This window comes from Microcoleus sp. PH2017_28_MFU_U_A (assembly GCF_020738035.1).
Classification (GTDB): Bacteria; Cyanobacteriota; Cyanobacteriia; order Cyanobacteriales; family Microcoleaceae; genus Microcoleus.
Map to the genome: position 1 here is coordinate 19,897 of NZ_JAEQCX010000089.1, position 14,311 is coordinate 34,207.

Consider the following 14,311-nt stretch of genomic DNA (forward strand, 5'->3'; position numbering starts at 1 on the left):
AACCAAAGCCTGTCAAGTTAAAGCTAAAAGCCTTTGTATATGTTGTTTACCGCTGAGGCCAGATCCCCCTAAATCCCCCTTAAGAAGGGGGACTTTGAGAATGCTCCTGTCCCCCCCTTCTTAAGGGGGGCTAGGGGGGATCTGGCCTCAGCGGTAAACAGAAGACCAGCAGTACGTTTGACATTAAGTTGACATCAATAACCAATAACCAATAACCAATAACCAATAACCAATAACCACTAACCAATAACCAATAACCAATAACCAATAACAAATAACAAATAACCACTAACCACTTGAGAATTTCTATATGACTTCATTTCCCTCCCAAAACCAAAACCAGGTTGTGATTCGCCCGTTTCAGTACCGCGACATCGAGGCGATGGAACAATTGTGCGTGGAAACAGCCGAACAACCAGAAAAACGCAAGGGCGCAAGCTGCGACTTGGTACTAGGTAAAAAGTTTCAGCAGATTCGTCGCTGGTACGGGCTGCTAAAGCTGTTTAGCTTGTTTCCCAACCCTGGTCAGTCGCTGTTTCGAGCCCATGTTGCCGAAGAAGAGGGGACAGTTAAGGGCATAATTCAGATTTCTCCTTTCAACCGCACCCGCAGCACTTGGCGGATCGATCGCGTCGGGGTAGACCCAGAAGCCCGCAGCAAAGGCATTGGTTCGATGCTGATGCGGTACTGCTTCGAGGCAGTCTGGGAGGCACGCACCTGGCTGCTGGAGGTGAATGTCGGCGATAAAACTTCCCTGGCCTTGTACCGCCAGAACGGGTTTCAGCCGTTGGCCCAGATGACTTATTGGTCGATCGCCCCGGAACGCCTCCAAGAAATGGCCTCCGCGACGCCAGATTTGCCCAACCTGCTGCCCGTAAGCAACGCTGACGCTCAATTCCTATATCAACTCGATACCGCGTCTATGCCGCCGTTAGTACGTCAAGTATTCGATCGGCACATTCAAGACTTCAAAACCAGTTTCTTCGGCGCCTTATTTGAAGGTGTCAAACAGTGGCTGAGCAAAACAGAGGTAGTCAGCGCCTACGTATTTGAACCGCAGCGCAAAGCTGCGATCGGCTATTTTCAGATACAGCTATCCCGCAACGGCCAACAGCCGCACGTCGCCCAACTGACAGTGCACCCGGCCTACACTTGGTTGTACCCCGAACTGCTATCCCAAATGGCGCGCCTCGTTCAAGATTTCCCAGTCCAAAGCCTGCAACTGGCTTCCGCCGACTATCAGCCGGAACGGGAAGCTTATTTAGAGCAATTTGGAGCCGTGCGTTTGGAACACAGCTTGCTGATGTCGCGATCGGTGTGGCACAAATTGCGCGAGTCCAAGTTAGTCTCCCTCGAAGGACTCCAGCTATCAGAAATGCTGCAAAGCTTCCAGCCAACTCGCAAACCCGTACCGGGTAGGATGTCCTGGCTCGGCCCGATGGCTGGAGAAGCCACAACAGGGCCCGCGTCGTCTGAGATTAAGCCCTTTTTGTTGGACTCCGGAAAAAATCAAGCTAATCAAGTTAACCCTTTGAACAGCCAAAATCCTGAATCTGGAGCAACAGATGCTAGCAGCATTTTGCCTCTGAATTTGCCGGAATTGCCGATCGACGGCGACGCCCCAGAGTAGAACTTAATTTCTGATATAATGTCGGCTAAATTAAGGGTTTGTAGTGAGGACTTTAGTCCTCTTATTTATGCGGACTAAAGTCCTCACTACAAACCGAAAAAACCCAACTTCTTCCCTTCTTCCTTCGCGTTATTCGCGTCTTCGCGGTTCGTAAAAAAATATCCGGCTCAGAAACAAATAAATCTAAAATCTAAAATCTAAAATCTAAAATTGATTGATGTTCAACGAAAAATTATGGATTTCAGCCCTCGGATTAGATATCGGCAGCAAACGAGTCGGCATCGCCGGATGTGACGGCACTGGTTTAATCGCTACGGGGATTACTACTCTGGTACGATCGTCCTTCGATCGAGATGTAGCTTGTCTCAGAGAACTCGTGGAAGAGCGAAGAGTGCAAATTTTGGTGGCTGGCCTGCCCTACTCCCTCAACGGAGAAGTGGGCACTCAAGCCCGAAAAGTCCAGAAATACGCCACTCGCATCGCCACCGCCTTAGAACTCCCCCTAGAATACGCCGACGAGCGCCTGACTTCTGTGGGCGCCGAGGAACTGATCCAAGCCCAAGGGATGTCCCCGTCGCGCCATAAGGGTTTGATCGATCGCAAAGCAGCGGCCTTGATTTTGCAGCAGTGGCTAGACGAGCGCAGACAAAAGCAAGAGCGCCATTCCCAATCCTCATAGGTAGTAACAGAGGCGTGATATCCTAGTTGTGCAAGTTTGCTACGCACACCTGTAAGCGTTGACACATGGGAGAAAAATCCCCAGAACCTCGGTACTGAAGCAGCACATAACTGTGATTTGTCCTCAGTGTCGCTCTGGACTCGGCTGAGATTTAAACGCTGCACTCCTCGCCTGTGGAAAATGCCGCGAGTCTCGCGGTTTAAGTTTGTGGACTGGCGATCGCCCGAAGAGGCCCAATATCGCCACGAAAATCCCCAATTGTCAAGCAAAGATTACTGAATTATTGACGGAAAATTAAGATACACGCGATGTCCTCATCCCCATACCGCAAAGAGAATGGTAATTCCCACGAAACGTCCGTCACCCTGACGGATGAATTTGGGCGATCGCTAACTTGCAACATAGAATATTCGATGAACCTAGAAGGTCAAGAATACGCCTTGCTGTTGCCGATCGACTCTCCTGTAGAAATTTTTACTTGGCACGGAGACGATACCGACGAAGCAGCAATTCCTGTAGAAGACGAGACCGAAATAGACACAATTTTTGATACTGCTAAAGTTGTCCTGCAAGAGCAGAACTTGACACTCCGGCGCACGGCGGTGACACTGACTGTAGTTGGTGAATTGCCGGAATTTCCTGACGAGGATTTGGAGCCTAATGCCGATCCCGATGAGGAGTCAGAGTTCGAGGAACTAATGTGGTTGACCAGCTTCTATCACGAAGAGCAGGAATATGCCATTTATACACCTCTAGACCCGTTTTTTATCTTGGCTCGAATGAATGATGACGGCAAGCCTGAATTGCTCTCGGAAGAAGAGTTCCAAAGGCTGGAACCGATGTTGCCGATGCTAGAAGATCAGTTCTTTGATGAGCTTGATTAGATATTGAGTTCAGTTTTGCTGGGCTTGTGAAGTGCAAAGAAACTGGTTTAGAGTAGGGGCGGTGTCAAGAGTGGCCGCCCGCTTCGGGTTGATGATGTATACTCGATCGACCTGCAATCTCTAATTGCAGAAGGCATGAGGGCAAAAAGCAGAATATTTGACTATTTTAGACAAAAGTCAACTGCTAGGTCGATCGAACTTTTTCCCTGATTCCGCCTTCCTGTCAGCTCGGGCTATAGAATTGGGCAGCGTGAAGGGCATATTTTCAAGGGCTGGTATCCGTAACTTTTCGGTCATCAATCGCAGGTCATCACTCATTAGTCGCTACTTAATCGCCGCTTATCGAGGACAACGGATTATGAGTAAAGAACAACTGACCAAAGGCAGCGCGCGCGAGGGCCAAAAAAAATCCCCGAAAGTCTCTAAATGGTTGTTTTATCTGGCGTTGCTGCCTGCAATTTGGGGAGTTGGCGCTTGGCAGGGCTGGGCTTGGTGGAGCTGGGCTTCTGCCCCTCCTAAAACAGCCGCCGAGTCAACTCCCCCGTCCAAGGATGCTGCTGTTTCGATTCAAATCCCCCCCGGTACTTCCAGTCAAAAAATCGGGCAGGATTTGGAAGCGGCGGGCTTAATTCGATCGGCAGGAGCATGGAATATGTGGGCCCGCTGGCTGACTATGCAAAACCGCGACGGAGGTTTTAAAGCCGGAACTTACCAACTCTCACCGACTCAGCCTCTGAGTGCGGTTGCTGAAAAAATTTGGAAAGGTGAAGTCGTACAGCAGAGTTTCACGATTCCCGAAGGGTGGTCATTGCAACAAATGAGCACTTATTTTGAAGCCCAAGGTTTTTTTCCGGCTAAGGATTTTATGGCGGCGGCGAGTCAAGTTCCCTACGCTGATTACCCTTGGCTACCCAGTGGCTTGCCTCATTTGGAAGGGTTTTTGTACCCGGATACCTATCAGTTAGACGGCGATGCAGTCAGCCCGGAAGCTGTGATCAAACAAATGCTCGGCCGTTTCGAGCGGATAGCTTTACCGGTCTTTCAAAAAAATCAGAACAATACTAAGCTTTCTTTGAAAGAATGGGTGACGCTGGCGAGTATTGTAGAAAAAGAAGCTGTGGTTGCTTCCGAACGCCATCGCATTTCTGGGGTATTTACCAGTCGCTTGAATAAGGGCATGAAATTGGGTTCCGATCCGACGGTGGAATACGCCCTCGGCATCAGACAAACCAAGGAGAAACCTCTGACTTTTAAGCAGGTGGAAACGCCTTCTCCCTACAATACCTATATGAATGTAGGGCTGCCGCCAACTCCTATCGCAGCTCCGGGAATCGCAAGTCTGGAAGCGACTCTGGCTCCTGAAAATACAGAATACCTGTATTTTATGGCTCGATACGACGGCACTCACATTTTCAGCCGCACTCAGGCGGAACACGATGCTGCTGTGGCTCAAGTTGACCAGAAAGTGCGATCGGGTCAATAGATGGCCAAGGACTAATACATATAGCCTTTCGAGCTTTCATATGAGGTACTCATGGGCATAGGGCATAGGGCATAGGGCATAGGGCATAGGGCAGCCTCCGTGGGCATACCTCACCACGCTTGAGAACCGCTAAAAGTAAAAAGTCAAAAGTTATATTGGATTCGGCTACATCGGAATTATACCGAGCGTTTGAGGCTTCTCATGAGCAAGCGGGACAGCACTACACTCCGAAAATGCTGATTCGGATGCAAACGAAAACGATATTACAAAGCAAAAGCCATAATTATTGACTTTTTACTTTTGACTTTTTGAATGTTTAACTTCCCGCTTCTTATTTCTCAATCTAAAATCTAAAATCTAAAATCTAAAATCATTATGACTTGGGGAAAACTACTACAGCCAGACTTAGTTCTAGGCAATTCGGTCGTAAATTTAACGGCTGATATTCTTGAGAAATATCATATTAAAGGATTAGTGTTGGATGTGGATGAAACTCTCGTTCCCATTACAGCAATGAATGCTTCTGAGGAACTCAGCCTGTGGGTGGCAGAAATTAAACCTATAGTATCGCTGTGGTTGGCGAGCAATAATTTAAGTCAGACTCGGATCGGTCGAATTGCTGAGTCTTTGAATCTACCTTACATCACTGGTGCGGCTAAGCCGTCGCGGCGCAAGTTGCGAAAAGCGGTGACGGCGATGAATTTGCCGGTGGAACAGGTGGCGATGGTGGGCGATCGACTTTTTACTGATGTTTTGGCCGGCAATCGTTTGGGTATGTTTACTATTTTAGTTGAGCCAATGGTTGATGCTGGGTATGCGCTTCGCAAGTATCCGGTGCGTTCTTTTGAAGTTTGGGTGTCTCAAGCTTTGGGTGCTTCTCTTGATAGCAGAAAGTAGTCAGTTGACAGTTGACAGTTGACAGTTGACAGTTGACAGTTGGCAGTTGGCAATTGGCAGTTGGCAGTTGGCAGTTGACAGTTGACAGTTGGCATTAGTGCTGTCCCCGCTCCGCAATTATACAATGATCGGCAATTATACAACGATCGCCAATTATACAACGATCGCGATCGCAAACAGCACTACAAATGCAAAACTGAGATGCTTCCTATGAAGACTTGCATTTTTCACTACAAATCAATTTGATTGCGGGCGTGCGATCGCAGATAATATAACTAATAACTAATAACTAATAACTAATAACTAATAACCGATGACTCAAACTATTGTTGTTAAAATAGGAACTTCGACACTTACTCGATCGACTACCGGGAACTTAGCTCTCTCAACTATTGCTACATTAGTCGAGATTTTGGCCGGTTTGCAGCAACAAGGCCATCGAGTAGTGTTGGTTTCTTCCGGTGCGGTGGGAGTGGGCTGCGCGCGCTTGGGCTTGACGGAACGCCCACGAAATATCGCTCTGAAGCAGGCTGTGGCCGCCGTCGGACAAGGGCGGCTGATGCGCGTTTACGATGACTTGTTCACTACTCTACAACAGCCGATCGCCCAAGTATTGCTCACCAGAGGCGATTTAGTACAGCGCAACGGGTATGTTAATGCCTACAATACGTTTCAGCAACTGCTCAAATTGGGCGTAATTCCGATCGTCAATGAGAACGATACTGTAGCGGTAGACGAACTCAAATTTGGCGATAACGACACGCTTTCGGCGCTAGTAGCGAGTTTGGTAGAAGCAGATTGGTTGTTTGTGCTCACGGATGTCGATCGGCTGTATTCAGCAGATCCGCGCAGCAATCCCGACGCACAGCCGATCGCCCTAGTAGAAAGCATGGCACAACTCACAGCATTGGACGTACAAACAGGAGATTCCCGCAGCGGTTGGGGAACCGGCGGAATGGTGACAAAAATTGAAGCCGCCAGAATCGCCACAGCATCAGGAGTACGCACAGTCATCACCAACGGCTGCTTTCCTGGTAATATTGAGAAAATATTGAACGGCGAGGCGATCGGCACTCAATTCGAGCCGCAACCGCGCCCAGTCAACGCTAGAAAACACTGGATAGCCAACGTCCTAATTCCAGCCGGAAAACTCTATTTAGATGCGGGTGCTGTCAAGGCAATTTCCCACGGCGGAAAATCGCTGTTAGCTGCGGGAATTGCTCGAGTAGAAGGAGAATTTCAAGCTGATGATTCCGTGCAGTTGTGCGACGGAGAAGGCAAACAAATTGCGAGGGGACTTGTCAATTATAGCAGCTTAGAGTTGAGACAAATCAAAGGGTGCAAATCAGATAAAATTGCTGAGATTTTAGGCTATGCAGGGGTTGAAACCGCAGTACACCGAGATAACTTAGTGATTGTTTAATCATTAAAATAAGACGTACGAATGGAATTCGCATCTACACAAACGATGTCCGCCTCCGCGGACTGAAGAAGGTAACATAATTTTAACTGCCGGCTCTTCAACCCGCGGAGGCGGGTTTTCTTTGTGTAGGCGCGAATTCCATTCGCCCAGGCGCGAATTCCATTCGCGAGCGTCTTCTCTCGTGGGGTGAGTGCTTGTATAGACGCGGTTTCAACGGTCTTCTTAACAAACGTCTAAACAGTCAAGAGTGCGATCGAACGCAGAAATCGAGGATACTTGCAGCACAGTTTTGCAAGAATTTGTTGTACTGTGTCCAAATAGCTCGTGCATCGCTTCTGTAAATAGTTCAAATACATTTTGTGCTAATTCTAAAGCTGCTTGGCGTTCCGCATCAGAAAGTTCTATCTCTGCTAAAACTTGCAACATCTCCGGTGTATTTAAAATTTGATGATTTTCCAAACCAACATAACTTCCTCCCAAATAAATATATTCTTTTTTATTGATTTTCTCTAATTCCACGATCACTGCTAGCGCCGCCTCACAAAAAACTGTGGCGGTTCCTTCCAAGGCTTCGGCTAACACCAGTTTCTGAATGGGAGAGGCTTTCCAAGCGTAGCGTTCCAGCACCGAACAGAGCGATCGAGTTTTTTTAGTTTCTTCACCCCAAAGCAGCCTGAAGTCCCCGTAACTCATTAATTTGTTGAAACCCAATGTCTCTAGATGTTGCAGATACCCGTACCAGTAGTAGTTTTCTTTGTAAGTATATTTGTTAATCAGTTCCTGAACCTTGTTATTGCTGGAAGAGTCTCGGAGGACGTACTTGTTTAAATCACTCAAGCCCATAGCCAAAGGATCGAGTACAGGTGCAAAAATTAGTCGTTGATTCGGGTGAATGTGTTTATTAGCTAGAAATTCAAATAACGGCAATTTTGCAAACTCATCTTTTTTTTGTGCAATGAATGCCATAATCTCTTTCATAGCTTTTTCCTCGGAGTGGCTGTTCTCAAGATAATCTCGATCCCTGCATTAATTATCTATGTTTGTGAGTCTAAGTAATTGTGTTTCTTGTCATACATATGTGTATTTTAGATCGTATACTTAGCGTGTTTGCCGTCACAAAATAATGTGATTTGCATCATATTATGGAAAATTACCAGAAAGAATTAGTTGAAAGCCTCTCCCTGCTCGGGAGAAATTAAAATCAGACTATTCATTACTCCAATCCTCGGACTTCTAGGTAGAGGTGGCTCTCAAACTGTCAACTGTCAACTGTCAACTGTCAACTGTTGAAAAGATGTCATTGTGAACGTAAGGCATTGAAGTGAAGCAATCGCAGGGGTCTGAGACTATTTTTCTCTGCTATTGCAACCGTAGCGCAGATAAGTATTTAGACTGACACGATCTAAGTCAGGACTTAAGCAGAACCGATGAAAAATAGATCCTGCAATTAAACACACAGATTTTGCGATCGCAAGGGGTAGCTGGCCATGACAGAAATACCTAATTAATGCGTGAGTCCTGTAAGTCTACAAATAACAATTTGCTCTTCCCAGAATTGCCTTTAGGTGCATTGTGAGCTACTCTGTCTTTTGGATCGGTTAAGAAAACAATAGGAGTTAATCTTGGAACGGACTTTTTTAGCGATTAAGCCCGACGGCGTACAGCGCGGACTCGTCGGCGAAATTATCGGTCGTTTTGAAGCCAAAGGCTTTACGCTAGTTGGGATGAAGCTAATCACGGCGAGTCGCGAACTAGCCGAACAGCATTACGCCGTACACAAAGAAAGACCGTTTTTTGCGGGACTGGTAGACTTCATCACTTCCGGGCCGATGGTGGCGATGGTGTGGGAAGGGGGCGGCGTTGTGGCGTCGGCGAGAAAAATGATTGGCGCGACAAATCCTCTGAATTCTGAACCGGGAACAATTCGCGGCGATTTGGCTGTGAATGTTGGCCGCAATATTATTCACGGTTCTGATGCTGTCGAGACTGCAAATCAGGAAATTAGTCTCTGGTTTAAACCTGAAGAATTAAGTGCTTGGACTCCTTGTTTGAGTCCTTGGACTGTGGAGTAGTTTTGATGTTCTCCCGATTGTTAATCGGGAGATATTCTTATTTTTCATAATAATCAAGTCGCATTTATATATTTTTTTTGACCACCCAAATCCCAGAAACCGGGTTGATTCCCTTATCTCTCGTAATCCACCGAAAATAGTCGGAGAAACCCGGTTTCTCGCCACGCAGCGAGAGAATTAATAAACGCACCCAAATCCCAGAAACCGGGTTGATTCCCTTATCTCTCGTAATCCACCGAAAATTGTCGGAGAAACCCGGTTTCTCGCCACGCAGCGAGAGAATTAAACGCACCCAATCTCAGAAAACTGTGTAAAAATGGTAGAAAAGGGTGCGTGAAAATTCATAGTCCCTGGTATGTATCAGGATTTTTCGCGGTCACACACACTACAACTATAACTCTTTAAAAAATTGAGGACTAAAGTTTTTACTACAAACCTCAAGACAATTCATCAAACAAAAAACCGGGTTTTTTACCAAAACCCGGCTACCATGAACACCAGCAATTTTAACACTGCTCAAACCTCAATTCTTTAATAACTTCATGCCCATTTTCACCTTGTCCAAAATCGTCTTTTGCGACACACAAGTAATCAGACACAACTTGCCACAATTCAAGGTATCACGGCGGACTTCCTGAGCTTTTTCGCCGTACCAAATCTCGCGGGCACTGGTCTCTTTCACATTGCCAATCACCGGATATTCATCGCACAATTTTACATCGCCGCGCGTATCAATCCAGTAATTGCGGAGTCCAACACGACAAGGCCGAGTCGAATCAGGAGCTTTTTGTTCCTGGAAGTGAGGAACCATCAAACGCAATACTTCATCGCTGTTCATAATTGGTGCGCCGTTTTTCTTCATATCTATTAAGCGCTCAATTACCTGTGAAAATTCTTCCCTGTCTTCTTCTTCTACCCACAATTCCGAATAGGTTTCTGGTGTCCAGCGGTTGACTGGTTGGAAGTTCACCGTCGTGGCTCCAATTCCTTTCGCCCAGGTTACAATTTCCTCTAGGTGGCGGAAGTTGAGCCGATTGATAGTTGGTTTGACGTTGATTGGAAACAGGACGTTTTGTTTTTCTTGTTCTTCGCGCAGATAAACGATTCCTTTGGAAAGTCTGTCAAACAATCCGGGTTGACCGCGCAAATAATCGTGCAATTCTGCGTTCGGCCCGTCAACGGACATATTCACATTAAAAGGACGCGCCGCTACAGTTTTCGCTGCATTTTCCCGAGTCATACAATAGCCGTTTGTGGTGACACCGGCGTGGATGCCATTTTTGTTGGCAAATGTCAGCAAGTCTAGAAAACCTTTCTTAATATAAGGTTCGCCACCGCTAAAGTTGATGGAAAATTCGCCGATAAATTCTTTGACACTCAACAGGGCATTTTGCCAATCTTCGATCGTCATTTCGTCTTTATATTCTTTGAGGCGCCAATACTCGCATTGACGGCATTTCACGTTGCAGTGCTCGTTGACAATCCCGTAAAAAGTAACTGGGGTTGTCATGTCTAGCCCTGTATTGATCCGCAGCGATTCGGCTACTGCACTCTTGGTGTGTTTGACGCCCAGTCTGGATAAAGTTAAAGCATCCATGTTTTTGTTCCCTTACGTGTTGTTACTTAAGTCAATGTTATGAAATCGAGCTTGGTAAGTAGGGTTACGTATTTCTCCTTATTCCTCGTTACCTATTCCTCGTGAGTACGTATGCACCATCCTAATCGTCTCTTTGGGATATAGGTAGATGATTTTTAAAATTTTATAATATGAAGTATTGTAACATATTAGTATTTCAAATGTATCAAGCGATTATTTGTGTTTAAAGATGAATCCTGCTTAATAAGTGGCAGAAAGTATCAGCCTGAAATTGACTTAAATCAATAAATTGTAAATCTTACTGAAAATTTGTTAAAAAACTTAATAATTTGGCTCAGTAAAATTACTTAAGTATGCAGTACCAATAACTTAAAGTTATAATGAAATAAGGTGTCCGTACAGCATTTAGCTTCACACAACCTTTAAAATATGAAGGAATTTAAGTATTTCAACGGAAAAAAATGGCGATAAACATGGGACGATATTTGCACGTACTGAAATTGTTCTGGGGTGCAGCGATCGCAGCGGAGCTCGAATACCGGATCAACTTTGTCCTCGCAACCCTCAGCAGCCTCGGAAACCTTGCTGGTAGTTGGTTTGGCCTGTCGCTGTTTTACCGTACTGGCTACAGCTTTTCTGGCTATTCGTGGGAAGAAGCTTTAGTTGTACTCGGCATTTTTACGGTTTTGCAGGGGTTTTCGTCAACTTTTCTGGCGCCCAACCTCAGCCGTATTGTCGATCGAGTCCAGCAAGGTACTCTCGATTTTGTCCTCCTCAAACCCATCAGTTCCCAATTCTGGCTATCTGCAAACACTGTTTCCCCTTGGGGAATCCCGGATTTAATCTTCGGCACCGTATTGCTGCTGTATGCTGCTAATAAATTGGGAGTAGGAATAGGCAACTATTTTTTAACAGCAATACCGTTGTTATTTGGCACTATTACTCTTTACAGTATTTGGTTTATGCTGGGTGCAACCAGCATTTGGTTTGTCAAGATTTATAACGTTACCGAAGTCCTGAGAGGATTGTTAGAAGCGGGTAGATTTCCGATGGCAGCTTATCCCGCAGCTTATCGATTTTTCTTCACTTTTGTAGTGCCCGTTGCCTTCTTGACTACTGTGCCGGCAGAAGCCATGCTGGGCAGAGGTGACATGGTTTGGATCGCAGGGGCGGGAATTTTGGCGATCGGGCTTTTATTTTTCTCCCGGTACTTCTGGCAATTTGCACTCCGCTTTTACACCAGCGCTTCGAGTTGATTCATTCAGTTGACAGTTGACAGTTGACAGCGCTTAAGCTGGAAGGAAGAGGATTGGAGTAATGAATCGTCTTTTTTTGATTTCTCCCGATCGGGGTTCCCGTTTTAAACCAATTATTTGTGGTGAAAAACGAGAGAGGGATCATCTCAGTTTTGCATTTACAGTGCTGTCCCCGCTCGCGTGTTGTACAATACGCGAGCGGGGACAGCACTACAATAAAAAAATGCTTTTTACAAAACTGAGATGATCCCAACGAGAGAAGGTTTGACCAGTCGGGAATAGTACATGAAAATATACAGTTTGAATGCAGTACAGCGGACGGATAAATATTTTTTCCCCTATCTAGTTATATTCTCAAAAAAACAGTAAAATTTCTACATATCCTTGAAATCTAAACTCTCAATCAACTACGCAAACGAGGGCCAACGAATGAAAAGAAAAAAACTGGGCAACAGTAATTTTAATATCAGTGCGATCGGTCTGGGTGGTATGCCTATGTCGTTAAGCGGCCGGCCGCCAGAAGCGGAATCAATTGCGGTAATTCACCGCGCCCTCGATTTGGGCGTTACTCTGATTGACACCGCAGATTCTTATTGCCAAGATGAATCTGACAAACACCACAACGAGCATTTGATTGCCAAAGCTTTGCAAGAGTATACGGGAGATATTCGGGCTGTTACTGTGGCAACGAAAGGTGGTTTAATGCGCCCTCAAGGTGCCTGGACGCGCAACGGTAATCCCCACCATTTACGTCAAGCAATTCACGAAAGTTTTGAAGCTTTGGGAGGCCAAAAGCCGATCGACCTTTGGCAATATCACTCGCCCGATCCAGCCTATACAATCGAAGCAGCCCTAGCACCCGCAAAAGAAGCAGTAGAAGCAGGAATGGTTCGATTTATCGGAGTTTCCAACTTTTCTGTAGAGCAGATCAAACGCGCCCGCGATACAGTAGAAATTGTCTCGGTGCAGAATCAGTACAATCCGTGGCACAGACAGCCGGAATCCGACGGTGTACTGGAATATTGCGAAGCCGAAAAACTGACATTTTTCCCCTGGAGTCCTTTGGGGGGAAGCCGTCGGGCCACTAGCTTGCAAGATATGCCTGCGATCGCCAAATTAGCTGCCGAAAAAAACGTTTCAGTTTACTGTATAGTATTAGCTTGGTTGATGGCAAAATCGCCCTGTGTCGTTCCGATTCCCGGGGCTACAAAATTATCGAGCATTGAGGACTCCGTAAAGGCGATCGAAGTTAAATTGACTGATGAAGAATTGCAACAAATTGCAGCAAGTTAGAAACTTCACTGATAAGCTGTTACGCATTTAAGTTGCATATTTGGGGTGATGCTCTGAGTATCGCCCCACAAGATTTTGATAATTTCTTGATATATAATTTGAATGCAGAGTAGCTTATAATACGACAGATTTAATTAGTAAAATTACCCCTTTGTGAGGAATTGAGTTTTATGGAAGCTAATCAAGTGAATGCCGATCGAGACGTAGCAATTGAACATCAAAACGTACCTGTCGCCCATGAAGGACTGCACAATTTTTTATACAGTTCCGACTCAGAACATAGCGCATCGACTGCTATTTCTGAATTAGAAAATGACGGTACGCAAGTAATGTCGATCGATACTTGGCGGATGATAGCAAGTAATGCGAAAGTTGCCGGTGTTTACGCTGTCACGGACTCTTCTCGCAACACTCAATATGTAGGTTATTCGCGAAACATTCTGCTTTCAATCAACGGTCACATTGCCCAAAACGGCGCGGAAAATTGTGCTTTTGTGCGGGTGCAAACTTTTAAATTCCCAAAACGGGAAGAAATGGAAAGTTTGCGGGATGCTTGGATCGCAGAAATCGGCAGTATTCCGCCTGGAAACGGCGCCCAGAGCGAGATGTGGGCGAGTACGGTGGGTCAAGCAGCGCGATCGGCAATGTCGGCGGCTGAGCAACAAGCTTATGAGGAAAAGAAGCTAAAATTGCGTAAAGCAATGGCAGATTCTACTCTTAGCAAAGAGTTGGAAACAGCGGCTAAAAGTGATGGGGAAGGACACCAACATCTGGAAGCTGTTGTTAATAATGATGATGATTGGAGTGCGGTGATTCAATCGCAAACCCAGGAAACAAAGTCTGAAAAATAATATGCGGTGCTAGATAAAGTTTCGTTTGTTGTCAAGCGAACTGGAAGAACATCAAATGTTTGTAGGTGGCGAGAAACCGGGTTTCTTCGACAAATTTGGGGTAAGTACGAGAAGTATAGGAAGAAACCCGGTTTCTGAGATTATTGTCATCCAATTTTTTGGTTGGGTGGGGGCGGGTTTATTAATATTTGGGATGGTAATTATAGATGGTTGATCAACCCGCTCCTACGGAATTTGGTAATACAA

General features: G+C 45.9%; 15 protein-coding genes. 12 read left to right on the top strand and 3 right to left on the bottom strand.

The window, feature by feature from the left end; translation table 11 throughout:
* The first annotated feature begins 310 nt into the window (after positions 1-310).
* From JGK14_RS21835 to proB, 7 genes are all read left to right on the top strand, one after another.
* Positions 311-1,630: a GNAT family N-acetyltransferase gene (locus tag JGK14_RS21835; RefSeq protein ID WP_293207871.1), complete on the top strand. Its 1,320-nt coding sequence runs from the start codon at positions 311-313 to the stop codon at positions 1,628-1,630.
* Positions 1,631-1,847: 217 nt separating this feature from the next.
* Entirely contained in the window at positions 1,848-2,309 is a 462-nt protein-coding gene (ruvX, locus tag JGK14_RS21840) for a Holliday junction resolvase RuvX (RefSeq protein ID WP_293193202.1), read from the top strand.
* Between the two features lie 36 nt (positions 2,310-2,345).
* Positions 2,346-2,588, top strand: a complete 243-nt coding sequence (locus JGK14_RS21845; protein ID WP_293198981.1) for a hypothetical protein — start codon at positions 2,346-2,348, stop codon at positions 2,586-2,588.
* A 29-nt stretch (positions 2,589-2,617) separates the two neighbouring features.
* Positions 2,618-3,193: a DUF3727 domain-containing protein gene (locus JGK14_RS21850; RefSeq protein WP_293182193.1), complete on the top strand. Its 576-nt coding sequence runs from the start codon at positions 2,618-2,620 to the stop codon at positions 3,191-3,193.
* 358 nt (positions 3,194-3,551) lie between these two features.
* Positions 3,552-4,676 carry an endolytic transglycosylase MltG gene (gene mltG / locus JGK14_RS21855; RefSeq protein WP_293182195.1) on the top strand — a complete coding sequence of 375 codons (1,125 nt, stop codon included), beginning with the start codon at positions 3,552-3,554 and terminating at the stop codon, positions 4,674-4,676.
* 375 nt (positions 4,677-5,051) lie between these two features.
* On the top strand, positions 5,052-5,573 hold the full coding sequence (locus JGK14_RS21860; protein WP_293182197.1) for a YqeG family HAD IIIA-type phosphatase: 522 nt from the start codon (positions 5,052-5,054) through the stop codon (positions 5,571-5,573).
* 313 nt (positions 5,574-5,886) lie between these two features.
* Positions 5,887-6,996 (top strand): glutamate 5-kinase, encoded by a 1,110-nt coding sequence (gene proB / locus JGK14_RS21865; RefSeq protein WP_293211985.1) that lies wholly within the window; start codon positions 5,887-5,889, stop codon positions 6,994-6,996.
* 222 nt (positions 6,997-7,218) lie between these two features.
* Here proB and JGK14_RS21870 read toward each other — a convergent pair whose 3' ends face one another.
* Positions 7,219-7,974: a hypothetical protein gene (locus JGK14_RS21870; RefSeq protein ID WP_293182201.1), complete on the bottom strand. Its 756-nt coding sequence runs from the start codon at positions 7,972-7,974 to the stop codon at positions 7,219-7,221.
* A gap of 644 nt (positions 7,975-8,618) precedes the next feature.
* On the opposite strand from JGK14_RS21870, the gene ndk reads away from it, so the two are divergent.
* A complete protein-coding gene (gene ndk, locus JGK14_RS21875; RefSeq protein ID WP_293182203.1) occupies positions 8,619-9,068 on the top strand; it encodes a nucleoside-diphosphate kinase in 450 nt (149 codons plus the stop codon).
* 64 nt (positions 9,069-9,132) lie between these two features.
* On the opposite strand, the gene JGK14_RS21880 is transcribed toward ndk, so the two are convergent.
* Positions 9,133-9,360 (bottom strand): hypothetical protein, encoded by a 228-nt coding sequence (locus tag JGK14_RS21880; protein WP_325315484.1) that lies wholly within the window; start codon positions 9,358-9,360, stop codon positions 9,133-9,135.
* A gap of 231 nt (positions 9,361-9,591) precedes the next feature.
* Positions 9,592-10,665 (bottom strand): radical SAM protein, encoded by a 1,074-nt coding sequence (locus JGK14_RS21885; protein ID WP_293182205.1) that lies wholly within the window; start codon positions 10,663-10,665, stop codon positions 9,592-9,594.
* Between the two features lie 461 nt (positions 10,666-11,126).
* Here JGK14_RS21885 and JGK14_RS21890 point away from each other — a divergent pair, with 461 nt between their 5' ends.
* The 4 genes from JGK14_RS21890 (at position 11,127) to JGK14_RS21905 (ending at position 14,279) form a co-directional block, all read left to right on the top strand.
* Entirely contained in the window at positions 11,127-11,921 is a 795-nt protein-coding gene (locus tag JGK14_RS21890) for an ABC transporter permease (protein ID WP_325315485.1), read from the top strand.
* Positions 11,922-12,350: 429 nt separating this feature from the next.
* Positions 12,351-13,214, top strand: a complete 864-nt coding sequence (locus JGK14_RS21895; RefSeq protein WP_293182207.1) for an aldo/keto reductase — start codon at positions 12,351-12,353, stop codon at positions 13,212-13,214.
* Positions 13,215-13,384: 170 nt separating this feature from the next.
* Complete coding sequence (locus JGK14_RS21900; RefSeq protein WP_293207879.1) at positions 13,385-14,065, top strand: GIY-YIG nuclease family protein; 681 nt, start codon at positions 13,385-13,387, stop codon at positions 14,063-14,065.
* A gap of 28 nt (positions 14,066-14,093) precedes the next feature.
* The gene (locus JGK14_RS21905; protein ID WP_293182211.1) at positions 14,094-14,279 is read left to right on the top strand and encodes a hypothetical protein; all 186 of its coding nucleotides are present in this window, start codon (positions 14,094-14,096) and stop codon (positions 14,277-14,279) included.
* Positions 14,280-14,311 lie beyond the last annotated feature (32 nt).